Here is a 22,335-nt window from a genome sequence, read left to right on the forward strand (position 1 = left end):
TCATTTCCCCAACACTATCGTGCCGTTAGCCACCTGGCTGCCTACCCGCAAAGAATAGAAGTACATCCCGCCTTCAACGAGAGAACCGTTGTTGTTCCTACCGTTCCAATAAGGAACAGTCTCGGAATCGGGTTCTATACTCCGTACTAAACTGTTATCCAGATCATAGATTTTGATATCCACTTTCTCGTTCGCCGGGTTTTCGAAATAAAAGTATATGCGGTCATTGATACCGTCGGGGTTGGGAGAAAACGGGTTCGGGCCGATACCGGTGAACCGGAAACTCGTAGACCGCGCTGTTGCGTTGCCGCGTAACGCGTACCGGCTTAGGTGCGACGTTTTCGCTGTCACCGTCTTATTCGCAGTATCTACAGTACTACCGTCAAGTTTTTGCCATTGCACGCCGTCATGGTAATACAAAGCTAGTGCCGACACAGCGTCGGCTTCCGCGACGTTGGTATTCGTAACCTTACCGTTAGAATCGATCTGGTAGCCAAGTGTAAGCTTGACCGTACCGTCAAGGTCAGTGATGTCGTTCCCCGTACTACGCTCTTTTGCCTTAACTTCCACTTCCTGCCCTTCTCCCGAGGCAACGGTGGTTGTATCGCGGGTAATTTTTACCTCAGAGTCGGTTTTCAACAACCACGGGGGGATGTATAACTGCGTCTTAGGATCGTCCGAAGCAATCACCACTCCGCCATCCTTGGCTACGATTAGAACTGACACGTACAACCTCACTTCTACCGAAGTTAACCCTGGGCTCGTTACCCGCAGGACACATTCTCCGGTACCGGATAACGACGGAACAAATGTTGTTGTTCCGCGACCGGTAGTGTCGGTATATGTCAAGGTTGACACGTACACGCCCGTACCTTTTACAACTTCAAACATTAATGGTATATTTACTACAGCGTTACCATAATAGTCCCGCGCATCGATTGTAAGCGTTACCGTTTGCCCGGTGATCACCGACTGCGGGTTCGCGCTTAGCGTCATGTACGCGCCATAATTACTCGCGGTGACTGTCAACTGGTTGCTAACACCCGTCTTCCCGTCTACGTCGGTAACTTTGAGTTTGATATTCTCAGCTTTTGTGTATGTTTGGTTAGCAATCGTTACCGTACCGTTGACCAGTGTTGCTTGGGTAACGCCCAACACACCGCTACCGGATTGTGATTCGTTTGACGCTATAACGGGCTGGAGTGCGACTGTAGTATTTACACCCGGTAACGTCTGATTACCAATATTTTTTGCGTTTATTGTTATTGTAAAAACTGCGCCTGTAACTGCTGGGGTTGAAGGAACAAGTATTTCGTAATGATCAACATCATATACATACGGTCCTTGTTGTACTGTTGTTGGACTTCCGGTAGCAGAAGCGTCCCACACATCATAAGCTTCAAAATAATAAGTATAATAGGTGCCCGTAGTAAGTATTGTGTTAAATGTATAAATTGCGCCAGTAGTGTATGTCCCTGTAACAAAATTCATTGTAAACGGACTATTAATAATTTCTATATTGTCTCTTAATATGTGAACTTTGGGATAACCTGCTTTTGGCGCATCATTGTCAGCGTCCGTATATTGCACTTGATATGTAAAATGAGTTGAAGTTTCACTTATTTCAGGATTTAATCCGTCAGAAATATAATTTGATTCACCTGACCACGACACTGATGGGGAAATATTAGATTCAATTTTATATTGAATCAAAAAAGCATCTCTACTACCAATATTAGTCTTACCATCTAATCCCCCAGATGTTGCTCCGGTAACATAGATTGTCGTTCCTAACTTATCAGTCGCAATATTATATCCAAAATCGTCGTTTGATGTTCCGAATTGTTTTGTCCATTGTTTGGTACCTGATGAATCATAACAGATTAAATAGATATCACTCAGACCAATACAGACATTGCCATCTAATCCGCCTGGAGTAGAACCTGTAACATATATGTTCCCTTGATTATCTAAGGATATACCAGTTTCTTCACCTTCATATTCTATTGTACCAAATTGCCTGATCCATTGAATGTTACCTTGCAAATCACATTTAACTAAGTAGTTATCATTATTTCCTATACTATTACCGCCAAAACCGCCGTAAGTAAATCCTGAAATATAAATATTATTATACTTATCAATAACGATTTTCTTGCCCTCATCAACAGTACTTGTTCCGAATTGTTTTGTCCATTGTTTATTACCTAAAGAATCATATTTAACTAGAAAAATATCATTATTACCAATATTAGCATTCCCATCCAATTCGCTATTTGTAAAACCTGTTATATACACATTATCCATAGTGTCAATAGCAATATCATAAGCAACATCATTTTTGAGTGTACCAAATTGTTTTATCCATTGCTTATTGCCAAAAGTATCGAATTTAGCGAAAAAAATATCATTTCCCCCTGGATTGACATTTCCATCTATTGTTCCAGCGGTAAAACCTGTAATATATATATTCCCATTAGTATCACAAACTATTCCATTGCTATAGTCAAGTGCGGATGTTCCAATCTGTTTTGTCCATTGTTTAGTACCGGAAGAATCATATTTAGCCAAAAACGCATCAGTATCTCCTCCTAAATAAGTATTTCCATCAAACCCACCATATGTATAGCCAGTAATATAAATATTTCCCATATTATCCGAAACGATGTCAGTTACGATGTCATTTAAAACTGAACCGGCTTGGCGAGTCCAAATTCTATTTCCTGACGAACTATATTTAATAACATATGCATCTGATTGTCCTAAATTAGTGTTTCCATCTAATTCGCCATACGTAGTTCCAGTTACAAAGACATTATTTGAACTATCAACTGTTATTGCATAACCATAATCACCAGTTGAAGTTCCAAATTGTTGTGTCCATTGTTTCCAGGCAAGATCTATAGTAAATACTTTTTGTGAAATAAAGAATGAAACTAATATACTAATAATGCTTATTTTAATGATTTTCACACTGAGCCCCCCATGGAAAGTACTTTTTGTCACTTTCCATAATAATAAACGTAAAAAAAATAAAATAGTTCAAATAATATTGTAATAAATTACTTAGCTAATATTATGGTACCTTTTATTACAGTCTCCTCGACCTTCAGGACATAAACATAAATCCCGCCTTCGGATAAAGTATCGTTATCGTTCGTTCCATCCCAGGACGGTTTAGTATCGTCGGTAGGTACAATAGTTTTCACCAGCGTATCCGTAAAATCGTAAATCCTTATCTCAACCTTCACTCCATGCGGGTTTTGGTATTTAAAAAATATTTTGTCATTCACGTTGTCCCCGTTTGGAGTAAACGGATTCGGTGCAGCTTCTTCGAACTTAAACACATCGCCTTGGTTCATCTCACCCTTTTTCTGCGATAACCGTACCGTCGTTTTTTGTGGGTTTGCCACTATTTCGTTAAGTTTGTTCACGCTATAACCTTTAACAATAGCGTTGTCCACCGTACGCTGCGCGGTATCCTGCGGGATTCCTTTATCAATGAGCTTCTGCACAGCTTTTTCTTCAGTCTCTTTTGTGTTATTTACTGTTGTTTCTGTGACAACAGTTTTTTGTTCAACTACTTCTTTGACGGATTCTTTATTATCAATCTCGTTTCCCTTGGATTCCGCCTGTATTTTTACTTCTGTTTTGGGGATAGAGGTTGGAACTACTACTGCCTGAGTCATAGATTCCTGTTTTTGTACCAATTTTTGTTTTGCTTTTATCGGAACATTGATATTAACGGGGCTAGATTTCGCAGGCATTGTTTTATCCGTTTGTTTTGTAGGCGACACATTATCCCGGTTTTGCACAAACAATACTATCGCTAATAACATCACGGCTGCAGCCCCTGCCCAACGAGCGTAATTCCATATCGGGCTTGACGTATACCCATAAACCTTTTGAGTTGGCAAACTTTTCAATTTCTGTAATGCTTTTGCATGGAAAACGGGGGATACGGTTACTGATGGTATGCTTCCTAATTTTCCATACATCGTCCTAAACTCGTCTGCGTATAGCTTACAATCGTTACAAACCCGCAGGTGGTGTTCTACCGCTTGTGCTTGCACAGGGTCAAGCGATTGGTCTATATACCACAATATTAACGGTTTCATTTTTTGACAATTTAAGGATTTCATATATTTCCACTCTTCTTCATCATTTTGCGCAGTGTTTCACACGCGTAGAACATCCGCGATTTCACCGTCCCAACCGGACACCCGAGAATTTCAGATATTTCCTCGTACGATTTGTGTTCCATAACACGGAGTACCACGACAACTTTATGTTTAGTTTCCAATTTATTTAACGTTTGCATTAACATTTTGTTTTGCTGTTCATTTTCCAGTATTTGTTCGCTATTACCCGTGTCATTTGCCAGCGGAACCTGAACCTGTCCATTTGAGTTAACTTCGTCTAACGAAACATGTGCCGCGGTTTTACGCCGCGTATTATATCTTCGATAATCTCTATAAACGTTAATCGTTATCTTATACAACCACGCTGACAAATTCGTTCCCTGCTTGAACTGCGCATAATTTTTGAATGCTTTCACCAACACTTCCTGCGCGATATCTTCAGCATCGGCATAGTGACCCGTCAGTCTGTACGCCAAGTTTAGTATTTGGTTACCATGTTTTTCGGCCAACTCGTCAAATGACACAATATTCTGTGTATCAACCACTGTGTTAACCAGCTTTCCTTACACCTATATAAACGTCAAAACCAGAAAAAGGTTCAAATAATTTTATTCATCTTGCAGAATAATACTTCTGCTTTGGGCTATTGGGTTTGTCTGGAATTGTTAAAAAAATAAACTTCTTTATTATTAATGGATTTAATATTTCTTTTCTAAAATAATCCCTATTTTGAATTCCAATATGATTTTGGATTTCTTCTCTTGTTCGTGACTCTTTACAAAAATATAGTATTTGTTTTATGCGATCAGCTTGCATGGTAGCTTGCATGGTAGCTTGCACGGTAGCTTGCACGGTAACTTGCGCGGTCAATGGCACAACTATTTTGAATATATCCTCTTCTATCAACTGAGGCAGCATCCCTGAATATACTTTAGAATACTTGAAAAGGGTTCTGATTCCCGACCCGAGTTCATCCGCACGGCCGATTTCCTTGAATATTTTTGCGATAACCGGGTTTTTGGGAAAAGGCGAAAAGTGCGACGGGTCTATCAAACCATGGCCATGGGGTTTATTACTATTTTCAGTATAGACTTTATCTTTTTCAATTACAAATTTCGCGGGGAACGCGTTAGTATATTCTCTATGGATAAGAATATTCGTTATGACTTCTCTAAAAATATGATCCCTAAGATTTATCCGTTGTTTATTTTCAATATAAAATTTGTCCGGGAGATGTTTCTCTGTAAAAGCCATGAGCCTATCATAACTTTCAATAAGATTCGTCCGTATATCATCCCGGTCGTCATAACGGTCCAGGTTTTCTTTCCGTACTATAGCATCCGTCCTAAAATGCGGCAATATGGACGATATAACCTCGTCTTTACCAAACAACAGTACCGCCGCAAGAGTAAACCCTTTCTTCCCGCTTTGATAGTCCTTTAAATAAAGCTGTGCGCTCTTAAGCATCTCAAAATCGTCCAGTTCAGACCACAGATGCCCCGGTTTCTGGGCTATTGCCAGTTTTCTTACCCGCTGGATTAAACTTGCCTTTAAGTCTTTGATTTTAATAAACGGGTAAATTCTATTTTCTGAATAAGTTGCTTGTTTTCTTATATACAAATTGGTAACAAGATCCGTGTTATCCGTAATATCAAAATCGCCGTCTTCATTACGATCGAATATTCTCCCATTGCATCTATGTACCTGCGAACTTTCAGGAACGTAAACATAAATAACGGTTTTGCTTTTGACTTTTACTTCTTCTGCTGACAGATAAAACGAGGGAGAGATTTTCTGCGGGTTGTTTACAGCTGTGATAAATTCCTTTTTTATCTTTTCTACACAGTTTTCGTCAACACCAACAATATCTCCGTTGTCTTTTACTCCCATCAAAAGCTCACCGCCAAAACGATTTAAAAACGCGCTGACTGTTTCATATACCTCTTTACTGAGTTTAGTTTTACATTCCTTGAATTCAACGCGCAGGCCTTCCCCTTTACTAACGATTGTTTTTATTTCCGATTCGCGCATATTAGAGTTCTCCCGTAAGTGCTTTTTGTGTAGAATGTCATCGATATTATTTTTCACGTTTAGTCACTCCATTCCCATCCAACTTTGAAATAATGTTATGGTCACTATAATATAAAAGATTATGCCTGAATGCTAGATCACGTGAACTAACCTATGATCTTAAGTTCCATCTGCCAGGTACAGGATTCGTTTTTGTTAAGCATGACTACACCCTTTCGTGTATTCAACGAATTTGGCGCGCCATACCAGGGTTCAACACAATAAAGATTATTCTCACGCTGGCCCCAGAAAACATAATAGAAATGTTCCAAACTCATCTTTGGCATACCCCCGGAAGGGACAACTTCTCTTTGTTCCACTCTTAATGTAAACGCATTACTATCAATAAAGTCGACCCATAAATCATCAACGCTATTATACCCGCCGATAACCATATCAAGATACTTATCATTCTCTAAAGTCACACCCCCGGCATAATTTATGGTATTAAACTTCTCGCTTGTAATCCCGTAGGGTGACAGAACGAAGCCCTTAGTTGCCCGTGTTTTAATCATTCCGTTATTATACCCGCTGTCTTTACCGGTGAACGGATACTTTAATGTCAAATGATTACCCACTGAAAAAAACATTCCATCTGACATACTGAGGACAGTGTAAGTAATAATAACCTTTTTTTCTTGGGTAAGTTCATACTTTGATACAAGTTCGTACTTAAACGGGTAATACTTACGTGATACAGCATCACTTTTGTACCTGCACACGGCATAGGGTATGTTATTATTTACACCAAAACTATCAAGCTCCCAGGGCAGGTCCATAACAAATCCGTGGATTGGTATTTTATACTTCTTTCCGTAATGCATATACCCACAGGGCGGCTTATTCTTTTTGTCAATATCAACACTCATTTGTTCATTAGTATAATTCCGTCCTACCGCAGGGAATAACAACGGCGCGCGTCCCCGCCATATCACATTTTTTGGTAACGGCCCGAACTCATCCGCGCGGTTAAGAAGTTCTATCCACTCACTATTGTGCATTATACCCAAGCTTGACATCTCACCGCCGGTATACGGAGACACATGCAGTTTTATCCCTGCGGATACATTAACCAATTCAATTATTGGCAAATCACACGATGGTAAGTTTATGAGTTCCGCGTTAACGTTCTTCATTTGTTATTCCTTACAATTAATCACTTTTTTCACAAAATAATTATTATTCTCTTTCAACATTTTAACCGCGAGTTCTATCATCGGTAACGATTTCACCAACCGTACCTCAGCGTTACCGATAACGGTTTTCCGCATAATCCCTTTTTCTAATAACAACGGTTCAATACGCCCAAACTGCCGCGGTGTACCGTATTTATGCAACATATTTTTAACAATACGTATTTCCCCGTTATAGTCGTACACTACCGCGTGGACCGATTGTTTTTGCAGATGATATTTTACGTTCACAATTTCTTCGACGGTATGAAATGTGGTGTTACACTCAAGCCCCACTCCGAGGAACAACACATACCCCCCGAGTTTTGCAATTTTGTAGTACGGCGATTTTTTGTTACAGGAAACTAAACATTTCTCATGCCCTGCAGTAATAACTTTTGCATGTTTCCCTACAGCAACAACTGAATGTGTAGGGTTCAAACTCCGCACCGCTCCGGGCCAGGAAAGCAAAGTGTACGGTATTACACCGGTCCAACACCCGCTGTTTCTTACGTCAAATATTGGCGGGTTATTAATGGACAGCTGAGAATTTCCGGTAAGCGTTGGCGCACATAAAGTACCTTGTTTGCCGATAACTTCAAGTATTGCAGAGATTATCGTCTGTGCTCCGCCAACCACTTTACCAAACTTGCTTAATGACGAATGTACTAAAACAACATCCCCGGTGGACAACCCAAGTGCATTTAAACCCTCAACAATATTATGTTTATAAACTTTAACGTTTTGTTTGCTCATTTTGTTCCATTTTTCTTCAGCATTAGTATTGTCAGACAATTCACGCGTGTTTAGTCAGATAGCTGTTTTGCAAGCTTATGTAAAGCGTAGTCAAACCGTTTTTCGTGTTTCTTCGCTAACGTCAACGGTATACTTCCTACAATACTGTCGCGGATTACTACCAAACGATTAAACTTCTTTTGTTTGATAAGTTTAACAGCTTCAGCACCGAACCGCGCACCAAGATTACGTGACCGCGCAGAGGGCGTACCTCCGCGCTGGATATACCCCAAGGTACTGACTCTGACCTCCAGGTTTGTAGTACTAGCCACGTTTTCCGCAAACTTTTTCACATCCCCTGCGCCTTCCGCAAATATGATTATCTCCGATGATTTACCTTTACGTTTATCGTACAAAAGCTCCGCACATATTTTTCTGAGATTATACTTCACTTCCGGCACAATGATAAACTCCGCACCTGACGCTATCCCTACTGAAAGCGCGAGAAACCCGTGGTTGCGGCCCATAACTTCAACTATGAACACACGATCAAAACTTGTTGCAGTATCACGGATTTTATCCACAGCATCCACAGCAACATCTGTCGCAGTATCAAACCCTATAGTCTCGTCGGTACCGTTAATATCGTTATCTATACTCGCGGGGATTGCCACTCCCTGGATCCCGTACGAGCTAAGTTTCAGCAGTGCATCCGACGACCCGTCCCCACCGATAACAATTAGTTTATCCACTCCTTCGCGTTTAAGAAGCGCCGCAGCTTTTTTTATTCCTTGCTCAGACCGTATTTCCTTACACCTAGCAGACTTAAGTATTGTCCCTCCGAGGTTGATGATCCCGCTGACAGACCGTTTGTTTAACTGCACAAACTTGCCGTCATAAATTCCCTGGTACCCGTTTTGGATCCCAACAATTCTATACCCTTCCGATATACCCAACCGCACCACTGCACGGATACACGCGTTAATCCCCGATGCATCACCACCAGGAGTGGTGAGCCCGATAACATCATTCTTTTTTTCCATAGCACCTCTCTTTATCATAATACAACCAAATCTTTAATAACGAAGTGGTAAGTAAGCACAAATTTTATTTTATCTGATTAATAAACTTCCGTACATCTTTATTATTAGGATCTAACCTCAAAACTTCCTGCCATGCAAGCTTTGCTTTATCCTTTTTCCCTAACGCAAAATATGACGACCCTATCCGTGTATACGCCACAACATTCCCAGGGTCAAGTTCCAGTACTTCCTCGCAGTTGACAATCGCGGAATCATAATTTCCTTCATAAATATTATTTAACGCAGCATCCAAACGCTGTTCCACCAACCCTTTTGCCGGATTAAACGGCGTAAGTTTCACGATCTTAGGATGTTCACTCTCAAGATGCGCACGTAACTTCGCGATTGGCTGGTTAACTTTATCCAATTGCGTGGCATAACGTAATGCGTCAATCGCTAACGCAATATCGCCGTTGGGGTACATATAATTAATCACACCGATCCTTACCATCCTAAACGCCTTATTTGAATCTGTTGCATCAGGGATGATTTCCTTAATTGCCCGCAATTTCTTTAACCCTGTTGTCATCTCGCTATCCGTTGGATCATACCGAAGGTATTCAACATAACAATCAACTGCGAGTGAATACTTGCCCTGCGAAAACGCATCTACACCGCGTTGACGCAATGTCTCCAAACTTTTCTTTAACCTTTCCCGCGCTAGAGGTATCATCTTCTGCGGGGGTACCTGCCCGGGATCGAGTTTCAGTATATCTTCCCAACACCTGATAGCTTCCGCGCAATCGCCTTTTATATAACACTCCATTGCGCGTTTATAATTTGCGTTGATAAGATCCAACGATTCCTTAGTCATGCCGGTTCCCTGCTTCTGTTCATCCGTCACACTACCTGCTGGCTGGCAAAACAGTAGGCTTTGCGGTGATAACACAAATATTAGTATTGATAACACTACCTTATACAACTTCACGTCTTTTTCTCCAACCCATCAGGTTTAACTTTATTCTCCGCAGCTTGACGCAGGATAATAATTTCAATCCTGCGGTTCATCGCGCGGTTATCGTCAGTATCGTTCGACATTAACGGCAAAAACTCGCCGTACCCGTACGCGGAGAAACGTTCAGGAGACAAACCCTGGTCAATAAAGTATTTAATAACGCTGAACGCCCGCGATGCGGATAATTCCCAGTTAGAACCATACCTCGCGCCGGTACCCAGAGGAACATTATCCGTATGCCCTTCAACAATCACAGGGGAATCAAGTTCTTTTAATAACCCCACCATCTCAGATAATGACGATAAAGCTTCTTTCTTGAGGTCAGCTTTCCCAGGGTCGAACAATACAGGGGACGGTAACTGTATCCTCAACTTCTGCGCGTTAAGCTCAACCTTCATCTTTTGTTTTTCCATTTGTTCCGCGAACTTCGCAATTTTTTCATCCTTAGCATTTGACGCAAACGATTTTTCGTACTTAGTTGAATTTAACCGGCTAAAACCGTACAATGAAAGGAAAAGAACAACCAACAGCACCATAAGGTTGCCATAGGGCGCCATCCACAATTCTGTAGTATCCTCTTCCTCGCTATGTTCAAACAATTTATTAATTCTCTCGCTACGCATATAACAAGTTTTCCTGTCTCAATAATTAATACATTTGCCTTATAATCTTAATTTCAATCCTGCGGTTAAGAACACGGTGTTCTTCAGTATCATTTGGATGCAACGGCCTGAACTCACCGTACCCCGCAGCGATAAACTTTTCCGGTGCAATACTTTTTGACTTAACAAAATAACTTATGATACTGAACGCCCGTGCTACGGACAGTTCCCAATTCGACTCATACTTACCCCCGCGGATCGGAACATTATCCGTATGCCCTTCAACAATAATTTTATTCGGTGCAACCGTCAATACTTCCGCTACTTCATCTAACGCAGGAATAATCCGAGGATCAATATTTGCGCTGCCGATACCAAACAATACCGGTGCTTTCAGGGTTAACACAATCTGTTGCTCACCAATTTCAACATTCGCGATTTTATTTAGGTCTCCCGATGCGAGGTTGGACTTAAGATTATCCACCACACTTTCCTCCCGAGCTTTCTCCAATACCTTCTGTACTTTCGCGATACTAACCTTCTTCCCGGTAAACCGCCCTTCAAGGCCGGACAATAACTGCTGTTGTTTTGCAGCGTCCACGCGTGTCAACGCAAACATAACAAGAAAAAACAGCATTAGGTTGGTCATAAGGTCACAAAAAGTTATCAACCATATCTGACCAAACCCATGCTCCGCTAATGTTACGAACTTACGTTTTGCCCGCATCTATTATTAACCCGTTACTTCCTTTTCTTATTTTTGGGTAACATTTTTTCTCTTACCTGATGAGATAGAAACGTCTCAAGTTTCTTACTTACAACCAACGGCACCTCACCGGCTTGTATAGAAATAATCCCTTCAATCATCACTTCCTTAAGCAACACTTCTTTCTCACTGTATACATTAAGCTTTGCCGCAAGCGGTAAGAACAAAAAGTTTGTGCCAAACACGCCGTAGAACGTTGCGGTCACAGCTACCGCCATTGACGTCCCCATAGCCTCAGCGTCCTGCAAATTTTTTAATACCTGCATAACACCCAGAAGTGTTCCAAGTAATCCGAATATCGGCGAGTACGTACCCATCGTACGGAAAACACCGGTTATCTGCTGATGCCGTTGCCGTGTAAACACAATCTCTTTCTCCAAATTTTCGCGGACAAGATCCGGCTCGTATCCATCCACCAGCATCTGCACTGCGTATGACAAAAATTTATCCTTAATATTCGGTAACTCCTTCGCGAGTGACGGTATACCATTACGTTTAGCAACCTCCGCGAGGTTCACCACTGTATGTATTGCCAGGTCAGGCGCCTGTTGTTTCGGAGGGAATAACGACATCTTAGACGCAACCAGTGCGCGGATAATCATATCAACGGGATACGATACCAGTGTCGCACCGACTATTCCGCCAAACACGATAATTGCAGCTTCCATATTAAAAATAAGATGCGCAACTTTCCCGTGAAGCATAACGTAATACACTGATCCTAGGCCACACACTAACCCTACGATTGTAGAAATATCCATACCTATATTATCCCTTCCCTGTTATTGTTACGCTTTCTTGATAACACCATCTTGTTCCAACTTCTTTATAATTTGCAGGATCCTGCGTTTTTCTTCCGCTAACCTTCCCTTGGGCAACTGAGCACCCATTTCAATTTCCTGTTTTAACCGTTCCGCTGCGGCTGGCGGTAATGCAGCAATAACTTTATCCGCAACACCCGCCGGTGCGGTTTTCAGAACCAACGCAAAGATTGACGGGTTAACTGAGCGGTATATTGCAAGCATCGACTCCTGTGTGTATTTTGATAAAGACTCAAGCGTTACAACCTGTGCCTGTACTTTCGCAGCAAGGCCTGGGTTTTGAGAATTAACCGCACTAATAATTTTTTCACGTGCATCGTCGTCCACGTAGTTAACCATACTAACAATCTTTTGTTCCCCTCCAACCATACCATCCATAAGATTCCGTAAATGTTCCTCACTTTTTTTTATTGTGTCAATATCCCATAGGTTTACCTTTGATAATAACCCCACAACTTTAGACTGCACATCATCAGGGAAAGACGCCAAGTATTCCGGTATTAAATCTGGTTGTATATAATTAGCTACTAACGCAACATTTTCCGCCGGTGCGTCTTTCAATACATAAACCAAGCTTGCAATATTGTTTGAATTAACAAACCTAAACGGCTTATACGACCCGTCACCCTCGCCGCTTTTAGCCTCACCACCCATACCACTACTCACTCCAGCTGATGCGGTTAACATCGCAAGCCCGGCATTACCAACTGCAGAGGCAGCGCTACCCTCACCACTCGTACTACCGCTTTTTGATACAGACTCCAACGCCCGTGCAACCTCCGTAAACCCTCCTTTGAAAGGCAGAAGAAAAAATATTGTTACTACAAAGAAGAACAGTACTCCCAACGCGATCCCTGCAGTGCCAAACACAAACGGCGGGAAGAACATACTATTCCACGAAAAATTACCTTTTTTAAACTGAATTTTCCTTATTGACAACTGATCCCCGCGCACAGCGTCAATCCCGAGTATCCCGGTTGCTACTTGTTTAACAAGCTCCTCAACTTCCTTATCGGTTGACTGGTCAAGTATAATAGTAGCGGTCATCTTTTTAATCAACGCCTTTTGTTCACCTAATGTTATTGGTGTAAGAAGTTCAGCAATCTTTTTCTCAGCAGCAGATTCCTTAACAGGAACGCCGGGTAGAAGCATCTCCTGTTTCTTTTGCGCAGCAGGCTGCTGTTGTTTTTGTTCGGAGTATAGCTCAACGTTGATCATAACAACCATCTGGTCAGTCCCGGTAATCTCCTGCAGAATTTTCTTTAACCTATTCTCGAGGTTAGTTTCAATACTAATCTTAGTTTCTACTCCGATATCCGCGGAGAATAACGGTAGCGCTGTCAAAAAGCATACCATTACCGCGGAGAACAACATTAACCGTTTTGCAATCATATCCACAGAAATACTCCCCTTTTTTTAGTCGTTGACCATTACTTATATTTTTATATAAAACTTAATTATATAATATATAAACTAACAAAAAACCTGTGTAAACAATATCACACAGGTTTTCTAAAAACAATTAATCATTAATCCGCTGACCGCTACTTTTATTACCGTTCGAACCTCAACTTAATTTCTTTTTTCGTGCCATCTTCAGTTTCAAATTCCAGGATTAACGTTTTATTCCGTTCTCCAACATTAGTTCCCGCTAACTTAGGATTAAACGAAATAATCAACCCATCCGCTGCAATATCCTTCCCGGAAACTGAAATACTTATCTTTGCAGATATTGTACTACGTAAATTTAGCTTACCTTTACCTTCTTTTACCGCAACTTTCTTCGCTCCCCACGACTTCCCGCCATCCGCTGAGAATTGTGCGTTTGCAGCATCAAGGTTTAAATCAAGCTCACCGGTAAACTGTTTATCAACTTCACCTTTATCATTCATTACACTGATATCCAAAACCACAGATTCTCCTACTTCAACCGACGTTTTATCCGCAGCTATTTTAACGCTGTTCTTAATTTTCTTTTCTTCCTTAAACGCTTCCCACTGCTGCTTATCACCTTCTTGTGTAGGCACCGGCGGTTCCGGAGGTTTCGCTCCGCCAATCGTGGTTTGTTCATTAGCTTTAACATCAACCGAACCATAATCATTTGCAGCTTGCACAATACCTTCAAACACGGTAACAGTTGTCACGCATTCATTTCCACCTCCAGCCGGTATTGTAGGCGGCACGGATGACGGTGTTTCAGGTGGCGGTGGTTGTGGTAGTTGTGGTGCTTCAGGCTGTGTTGAGCCAACTTGTCTTTGCTTTTTCCCTAGTTCAGATTGAACTACTTGTAGTTTCTTTCTCGTATCCGCAATCGCTTTTATATAGCCGGCAAGTTGGCTTTTTTGACTCGACGACAAAACTTGCCCTTCCGCAAGCTGAGTTTCGACTTTCAGTTGTAAAGCACTGACCAGCATTGCATGCTTTGTAAGTTTTTCAGCGTATACCGTAAGTGTATTCGCATCTTGTGATAGTGTTCTCAACTCTTTCATAATTATGCCGGATTCTTCCGAAATTGTTCTCAACGTTTCCGGAATTTTATCAATTTCTACTGTTTCTCCCAGCGCTGCCAACTGTTTCTTCCATTCTTCTTTTTTAGCTTCTATATCACTATCTTTTGACTTCTCATTGCCCCACTGAACTGTAGCACCAAAATTTGTCCCGCGGACCGCTATGGTAGCAACCGGTGTACGCATTTTAAAGTTAGTCCCTTTACGGAAGGCGTTCACCATGACCGTCCCTTTTCTCAACCTCACCAGGTTACCCTGCCCACGGACAACTTCATCTGTTTCTATCTTAAACTCGCTATCCCCACCGATCTTTACATCGCTACCACTGACAAAAGTTATCACTGAACGTGCAAGCCTATCAGTCTTAATTTCATCGCCTTCGTATAAAAACATCCCAGCACGCATAGGAACTGGACGTTTGGTTTTTGCAGGGGTAACAGAAACTTTCCCTACAACCTGCGTAGCAATCGCTGCGATATTGCCTTTACTCACGGCAGCATATAAATACGAAGGCACTGAGATCAACGTTACCAAGCATACTGCAATAATGATTCCCGCAAGTTTTTTCATATTTTCATTACTCATTCATTACTCTCGTATTCACAAGTTTAATCTTATCAGCCTTAAACTTCTGAATAAGTTCCTGCAATACCTGTTCTGATTCAGCTTCAATCTTTACTAACTTATACCCGCTTAGCCCACCAAGTATCGATGGTGATAACTTCCTGCGGAGCGTATTCCATATATCGTCCCAACTCATACGCTTGGGGTCAAGTGTAAAATCTACGTTGGTATGTACAATCTTACTTGCGTCAATAATGACTGCTAACGTATTTGACGCATTATAATCATTATGTGCCGCTGATAAACTATATTCCCCAACAGGAATATTTTCAATCTTATACTGCCCGCCTGAACCGGTAACAATCATACCGTTAACCGGCCCATTGTAGGTAACCCGCGCATCGGTGATCCCTTGTCCTTGCGATGTTTTATCCGTAACACGGCCAAGGATTTTCCCGAATACTATTGAAGTTTCTATGACAAACATTTTTGATAACGTATTATTTTTGGGATTATCATCCATAAGGTTAACCGTAGCCTGTGCCTGAATATTCCCTTCCTGCTGAACACCGCAATCGAAAAGAACACTTTTTGTCTCCCCAATATTTATCATCCCCACCCTCTGGCTGGGAATAATTTGTATACCATTTATATAGAGGTCTATCTGTACATCAGATTCAGCCTGGCCACCCTGATTTTTTATCTCAACAGATATTTTTGAAGAATCTTTTGTCGGGCCTTTCTCAAGGATGAGATTCATCACGGCAAGGTCACGCCCGGATGTGTCTTTAACCGTAAAATTGAATGGTATAGACGTATTAGCAACAATATTACCTGCATTATCCATTCCTTCAACTTTCCACCAATAAATAGTGCCGGTAGCCAATCTTTGCATCTGATCCGTGGGATTCAACGGATAAGTTATCATAGTATCATAACATTCACTCTGCCAGATATAACGGTAAAAACTGTTATCATCATCAACGGTAACACGGTATTTTGTAGCTCCGGACCCTACCCAGCGGAACATTATAGGCTGTTCCACAATTTCCTTAGCGTTATTTGGCGGATACGAAAGTATTATTACTGGAGAATACACGCTGAAAGAAGTCTGGGAGAAAACTACCGGAATATTATTAACTACCGCTTCCGCTTTTACGGTATAATTCCCTGGAGAAGTATAAAACCGTAATGGAATATTAATGAGCCTTGCCCCCACTAAACCCGGCCGTCCGATTGCAGAATTACCTTCCTGGCTGAACACCTGCATTCCTGTTGGGTCGTACACATAAAACTTAAAAAATATTCTAGGAACATCAGTATTATTAAAACACTCAACGTTGAATGACACCTTTTCATTCGATGAAAAAGTCGTTCTGGTATTATTAGCGCTGTCCAGAACCTCAAGTTTATTGATAGTAACATCCGCATAACCGGTTAACGGTAGAGTCACTAACAACATTGATAACGTAAATAGCAGACTTTTCTTCAGCATAATTTCTACACTTTAATGTTAATCTTTAAACTAATACTTATTGGTATATTAATACCTTTAATACACCCGTTTGTCAACTGTATCTTTTTTCACATTAGACTACACTAGAAACTCAACCCGACTTTTGTATTGATAACACTATCTGTCTTATTATTATTTGAATTCAATACATCAATATCCTGTGTACCCCCGCCGCCAAGTACTACATATAAACTCGGTGTGAAGAAATATGTGAGTTCACTGTTCACATTCACATTATTCCGGTTCATAGGAACCATAACACTATTATCCTCGCGGGTCATGTAGTTACCTGAAACCGAAAGAACCAGTTTTTCAGGAATAACTTTAAGTTTCATGGTCAAACTTTCAGAATTAGTATTATACCTAGTATTATTCGCGCGGGAAGTGAGGCTGTTGACCGCACCTAAACTCAAAGTAAAAGTATCACCGATTGACCCGTTGATACTCAACGAATTAATCAGCGTATCAGTATTCACAGCTTTCATTGTAAGATCCTGAAATCCAACACTCTGAAGGCTATACACAAAATTCCAGCCAAATATGTTATACAACAAACTCGCAGACATAGTTCTATTAGCGTTTTCCACCGACTTCGGTGTTTGCCGGTCAGTAATATCATTCCCTGAATACGACAACGCCAAGCTTGGCCAGTTTTGTAATCTCAACATCAAAGTCGGGGTAACAATCTGTTGTGTAGTTTGACTTCTCCCAGGTTCATTTTTCCAGTTATCCATATACTGCGTAAACGCCACAGCCAGTGATGCTATGGAACTAATATTAAACCTGGTATTAAGCTCCGCAGTCTGCCGGTCCTTTATAACTAACGGGCTGGCTAACGACACAAAATTCGGCCAGGTTTGTTGAAGGCTTCCCGTTAACGCAAACCAGTTGAGGTCCATCCCAAGTTCCGCTTTTATAGCAGGATCAATCACCTGTTCCACATCAGCATTATCCACATCGTCGACATACCCGCTGAAGGCAGCTTCTACATTAAAACTTACCGGATTTGGCGTCCAGGAATAAATCATACTTGCCACCTGATTATTAACTGGTGTACGTTCCGGGGTAATCACAGTATTTTTTTGGTCAAACGCGTAGACGTATGACAATCCCAGAGACATATTACTCATTAGGTTAGCTTTACTCTGTACTGCAGTAAAGTACCGCCCAAGAACATTTTTGTCCTTATCTTCGGGTACTGCGTTAACCGCAACAATCGCATTATCAAAAATCCCGATTGTTGACGTTACGTGTAACCCGCGCGCGCCATAACTGCGTAACGATAATAACGATAGGTCCGGCATTACATCCCCAACAGAAACATTTGCAACTGAAGAATAATAATTAAAAATTACATTGTATAAATCCAGTGGATTAGCTTTTGTATGGTTTGTATAAAGATTAAACGCAACGCTTTGATTGTAAACATTTCCAAGAACATTCAAGCCTATATTCCCGATAGAATTATCCCAATTATTAGAAGAACTATTACGATATGAAATAACGGTATTCCCGGCAAACTGCACCTTTTGCTGCATCTTCGGCATACTAGCCAACGGCGTTACCATAAACGCAGCAAAATCAGAATACGCAATACGTTGATCCTTAAAACTTATCCCAACCTTATAAAAATACTTGCCATCATATGATGTTGGGATTTTATAATTAACATTAATAAACATACTATCCCCGGGCTTGATCTCAACATCATTTTTTACGGTAAGCGTTTTCTGTAAGTACTTCTGTTCGATGTTATAGATCTCAATCTCCGCTGATGCTTCATTCGCAAACCACGACTGATTCCCGCGGTTAACCACCACTAACTGAGCATTAATATTTTCACCCGCAGGAACAGGATCAGGGGTAATGATTGCAACCTGTATCTCCGCAATTTCAGCTCCGTAAACCGGTATAAAACAATAAACCGCAGAAACTATTGCAAGGATTAATATTCTAAGAAACTTCTGTGCATGTATCTGAAGCATTAAATTTTTTCTGCTTTCATAACAAAACAAAATATCAGAGTTCATCGTTTGTATTTAACCATATGGCGGGAAACGGAATTGAACCGCCGACGCGCAGATTTTCAGTCTGCCGCTCTACCAACTGAGCTATCCCGCCATACATAATCTCGTTGAAAGATATTACAATTTTTGTTTTTATTTAGTCAACACGTTTCTTTTCTAAAACCGTAGATTAAAGTATCCCTGGCCACTATTTTTTGGGTTTAACCCGCGCAAGATTCAGCAATACCTGTTGCTGATCCTCTTCATTTGGAAGATACAATTTCAACGCAACTTCCCAGTTTTTTGCGGCAAGCACATTATTCCCAAGAAGGTAATAGCAGTTCCCAATATCGTTATACACCTCACCATAATTCCTCAGGTTTACAGACGTCTCAAACGCCTTTATTGCTGAACGATAATCCCCGAGTTTTACATAAGCCATCCCAAGATCATAGGCTGTGAACTCAGACCGGTAATAATCAAGTTTTAATGCCCGTAAATACTCCTTAGCAGCACTGTTATAATCCCCAAGATTACGATACCCATCCCCATTACTTCTGTGTACCTCAGCCCGTATTTGAGGCAGTCCGTAGAATACTGCAAAAAATATGGTAATCACCGCAATACCTGCACCTATGAATCCAGTATTACGATCAGCCATATCTTTCTTATTCCCTGCGACATCACCAGTAATATCACAGTACGCTCTATCAGAAACAAGAATCCCTATTAATACAAACACTATGAACCCCGTTGGTACAATGGATAACGGAAAATTATTAAACGAGTACAGATTGAACATAACAACCGCAGCTAATGAAAACCATAACCCAAACTTATTCTGAGCTACTACCGTCTTCTTGCTTTCCTTGGATACCAGTTTATGCAATACTCCTATATATACAGCACTAAACATTACAAGATACCCCATAAGCCCGGGTATTCCCGCTTCAGCAGCTAACTGCAGATAATCGTTATGAACATTACTTTCACTTGTCCCGCGCAGTTTAAATCCCGCCTTATCCCGTACCCTCGCCTGGTACAACGCAAAGTTTACCTTAAGATTCCCCAACCCTATTCCGGTTAACGGATTACTCCTCACCATTTCCATAGCAGTCCGCCACTTAAATACGCGTTCAACTACTGACGCATCGGTATTCCCAAAAACTTTTTTCCCGTATAACACCATGGATGTCAGTAACACACAAAACACTAATCCCGCAAGAACCGCAACCCTCCACTTTTTGTATACTACGCAATAAACAAAAAACACAACCACGCTTCCGGAGATAAATGCCAACCACGCACCGCGGGTTCGGGTGATAAAAAAATACGCTGCGATCAATACCGCGCATACTAACATAAATATATTAGTTCCACCCAGACGTTTTTTTTGTACAAAACCTTCCACTAAAACACCCACCGCTAACGGCAGGGTGAGCATTATATATCCAGCAGAGAAATTTGGATTCCCGAATGTTGCACCAGGCCGCTGGCCAAAAGATGTTTGCCACGCAAGAAAATCAATCCCAAGATACTGCAGTATACCGTACGATGCAACTATCGCGGATGCACAAATTATTGTACGTATCATAACCACAGTCTTTATTGTTCCGGAATCCACTCCCTGTGCCACTACTACGGCAGTCATACAATAAAACATGTATGTAAGAAAAACCCGTGCGCTTAACACCCAATACGCAGCATTAAGAAAAGATAGTACTAATATCAACAAAAACGCGGTTATCCCAAGTACATAAATACTCCCCAACCGTTTCCCTGAAGTTTTATTAATAAACAATCCCGCGAAATAAAACAAAACTATAGAAAAGGATATAACATGGAATATCACATCTTTAACAATAAAATGATCTTTCGCCGGAGTATAAAAAATCAGCGGGAGTATTACAACCTGCAACAGTATAAAGAAATTAATTACCAATGACAATTTACTAAATGTTCCCCGAGTACATGCAGTTTTTTAAGTTTTACCGCAGAATTAGTTTCTATATAATACCGCACTACAGGCTCCGTACCGGATAACCTTAACCCGAACCAACTCCCGTCGGTAAGGATAAACTTAAATCCGTCCATAGTATTAAGTTTAGCAACTTTAATACCCAACACTTCCTTTGGCGGTGCAGCTTTAAGTTTAGCCGATAATTTAGCCACCCGCTCGGAATCCAACCTGAAATTTATGCGGTCAGTATAAAAATACCCAACTTTTTTGTATAACTCATTTATGACAGCGGTAATCGGTTTTTTTGCCCATGCACGCAGTTCCGCCATTAATAAACACGCTAGCACACCGTCTTTCTCGGGTATATGTCCTTTTATAGTCAACCCACCGGACTCTTCCCCTCCAATGATCATAGGTTCAGATTCCATTACTTCACCTATAAACTTAAATCCCACTGGTGTTTCACGTACAGGTATCCCGTATTTATTAGCTACAGCATCAACAAAATGGCTTGTCATAACAGTCCGTGCAACAACGCCATCCCATTTTCTTGTTTCCTTAAGAAAATACAGCAGCACTGCAAGTACCTGGTTCGGTACGATATACGTCCCGTCAGTATCAAGAATACCAAACCGGTCCGCATCACCATCAACACTTAAACCTATAACGCATTTCTCGGTTTTCATTAATTCATATAGTTCCGCAAGATTTTCTTCACTAGGTTCCGGTGTCTTCCCGCCAAATAACACATCCCGCCAGAAATGCAGCGTATGAACTTTACATCCCGCATCCTGTAATGCAGTATCAAGATACCCTCTGCCGGTACCATAAAGAAAATCCGCTCCTACCCTGAGTTTAGCTTTCTTTATCGTGTCATAATCCACAAACTTTTCTATACGTTTAAGAAACACGCTTCGCGGATCAATTTCTTCGATTAACCTCTCCCTCAAACCCTCATCCCAGGACATTGATTTAACACCATTACCGTTTCGTTTACTCAATATTTTTTGGCAACTATTTTCAATTTCTTTTGTAACCTCAGGCAATGCCGGCCCGCCCCATGACGGTGAAAACTTTATCCCATTATAATCCGACGGATTATGTGATGCTGTAAAATTAATTCCCCCATCGATTTTACGCCGGACAATTTCGTATCCCACTACCGGTGTCGGAACATCTCTCACGCAAAACAATGCTTTAATATTATTTCCTGCCAGCACTTCCGCTGCAGTACGCGCAAATTTATCCGAAAGAAAGCGTGTATCATAACCAATCACCACCTGGGGAATACTTTTTTTATCAGCAACACGTTTATCACTTTTGTGGTTCTTAATAACATAATTCGCAATTGCACTGACTACAACCCTTACGTTATCGATATTAAACTCTTCTCCGATAACCGCTCTCCAGCCGGAAGTACCAAACTTTATCATTGCA

At 41.1% G+C, this 22,335-nt stretch carries 17 protein-coding genes and 1 tRNA gene; all 18 read right to left on the minus strand.

The annotated features are described in order from the left end of the window. Window positions 1–2,973 (minus strand): SBBP repeat-containing protein, encoded by a 2,973-nt coding sequence (locus WC955_01365; protein MFA5857696.1) that lies wholly within the window; start codon window positions 2,971–2,973, stop codon window positions 1–3. A gap of 89 nt (window positions 2,974–3,062) precedes the next feature. Then, the gene (locus tag WC955_01370; protein MFA5857697.1) at window positions 3,063–4,142 is read right to left on the minus strand and encodes a gliding motility-associated C-terminal domain-containing protein; all 1,080 of its coding nucleotides are present in this window, start codon (window positions 4,140–4,142) and stop codon (window positions 3,063–3,065) included. Further along, window positions 4,139–4,687 (minus strand): sigma-70 family RNA polymerase sigma factor, encoded by a 549-nt coding sequence (locus WC955_01375; protein ID MFA5857698.1) that lies wholly within the window; start codon window positions 4,685–4,687, stop codon window positions 4,139–4,141. The genes WC955_01370 and WC955_01375 overlap by 4 nt, the downstream gene beginning before the upstream one ends. A 67-nt stretch (window positions 4,688–4,754) precedes the next feature. Next, entirely contained in the window at window positions 4,755–6,173 is a 1,419-nt protein-coding gene (locus tag WC955_01380) for an RNA-binding domain-containing protein (protein ID MFA5857699.1), read from the minus strand. A gap of 146 nt (window positions 6,174–6,319) precedes the next feature. Continuing rightward, complete coding sequence (locus WC955_01385; GenBank protein ID MFA5857700.1) at window positions 6,320–7,348, minus strand: hypothetical protein; 1,029 nt, start codon at window positions 7,346–7,348, stop codon at window positions 6,320–6,322. Between the two features lie 3 nt (window positions 7,349–7,351). Beyond that, entirely contained in the window at window positions 7,352–8,140 is a 789-nt protein-coding gene (locus tag WC955_01390) for an AAC(3) family N-acetyltransferase (GenBank protein ID MFA5857701.1), read from the minus strand. Window positions 8,141–8,190: 50 nt separating this feature from the next. Continuing rightward, window positions 8,191–9,162 (minus strand): ATP-dependent 6-phosphofructokinase, encoded by a 972-nt coding sequence (locus tag WC955_01395; protein MFA5857702.1) that lies wholly within the window; start codon window positions 9,160–9,162, stop codon window positions 8,191–8,193. A 64-nt stretch (window positions 9,163–9,226) separates the two neighbouring features. Next, window positions 9,227–10,129: a tetratricopeptide repeat protein gene (locus tag WC955_01400; protein MFA5857703.1), complete on the minus strand. Its 903-nt coding sequence runs from the start codon at window positions 10,127–10,129 to the stop codon at window positions 9,227–9,229. Continuing rightward, complete coding sequence (locus WC955_01405; GenBank protein MFA5857704.1) at window positions 10,126–10,779, minus strand: OmpA family protein; 654 nt, start codon at window positions 10,777–10,779, stop codon at window positions 10,126–10,128. The genes WC955_01400 and WC955_01405 overlap by 4 nt, the downstream gene beginning before the upstream one ends. A gap of 25 nt (window positions 10,780–10,804) precedes the next feature. Then, the gene (locus tag WC955_01410) at window positions 10,805–11,485 is read right to left on the minus strand and encodes a flagellar motor protein MotB (protein ID MFA5857705.1); all 681 of its coding nucleotides are present in this window, start codon (window positions 11,483–11,485) and stop codon (window positions 10,805–10,807) included. Window positions 11,486–11,499: 14 nt separating this feature from the next. Continuing rightward, a complete protein-coding gene (locus tag WC955_01415) occupies window positions 11,500–12,285 on the minus strand; it encodes a MotA/TolQ/ExbB proton channel family protein (GenBank protein MFA5857706.1) in 786 nt (261 codons plus the stop codon). A 27-nt stretch (window positions 12,286–12,312) separates the two neighbouring features. Further along, window positions 12,313–13,737: a FliG C-terminal domain-containing protein gene (locus tag WC955_01420; GenBank protein ID MFA5857707.1), complete on the minus strand. Its 1,425-nt coding sequence runs from the start codon at window positions 13,735–13,737 to the stop codon at window positions 12,313–12,315. Between the two features lie 161 nt (window positions 13,738–13,898). Then, window positions 13,899–15,437, minus strand: coding sequence for a FecR domain-containing protein (locus WC955_01425; GenBank protein MFA5857708.1), 1,539 nt, complete (start codon window positions 15,435–15,437; stop codon window positions 13,899–13,901). Beyond that, window positions 15,430–16,911 (minus strand): carboxypeptidase regulatory-like domain-containing protein, encoded by a 1,482-nt coding sequence (locus WC955_01430; protein ID MFA5857709.1) that lies wholly within the window; start codon window positions 16,909–16,911, stop codon window positions 15,430–15,432. The genes WC955_01425 and WC955_01430 overlap by 8 nt, the downstream gene beginning before the upstream one ends. Window positions 16,912–17,015: 104 nt before the next feature. Beyond that, window positions 17,016–18,917 (minus strand): hypothetical protein, encoded by a 1,902-nt coding sequence (locus WC955_01435; protein ID MFA5857710.1) that lies wholly within the window; start codon window positions 18,915–18,917, stop codon window positions 17,016–17,018. Between the two features lie 63 nt (window positions 18,918–18,980). Further along, window positions 18,981–19,053 (minus strand) — tRNA-Phe (locus tag WC955_01440). A gap of 93 nt (window positions 19,054–19,146) precedes the next feature. Next, on the minus strand, window positions 19,147–20,886 hold the full coding sequence (locus WC955_01445; GenBank protein MFA5857711.1) for an O-antigen ligase family protein: 1,740 nt from the start codon (window positions 20,884–20,886) through the stop codon (window positions 19,147–19,149). Continuing rightward, entirely contained in the window at window positions 20,874–22,331 is a 1,458-nt protein-coding gene (locus WC955_01450) for a phosphoglucomutase/phosphomannomutase family protein (GenBank protein ID MFA5857712.1), read from the minus strand. The genes WC955_01445 and WC955_01450 overlap by 13 nt, the downstream gene beginning before the upstream one ends. Between the last annotated feature and the right edge of the window lie 4 nt (window positions 22,332–22,335).

Source organism: Elusimicrobiota bacterium (genome assembly GCA_041658405.1).
Taxonomy (GTDB): domain Bacteria; phylum Elusimicrobiota; class UBA5214; order JBBAAG01; family JBBAAG01; genus JBBAAG01.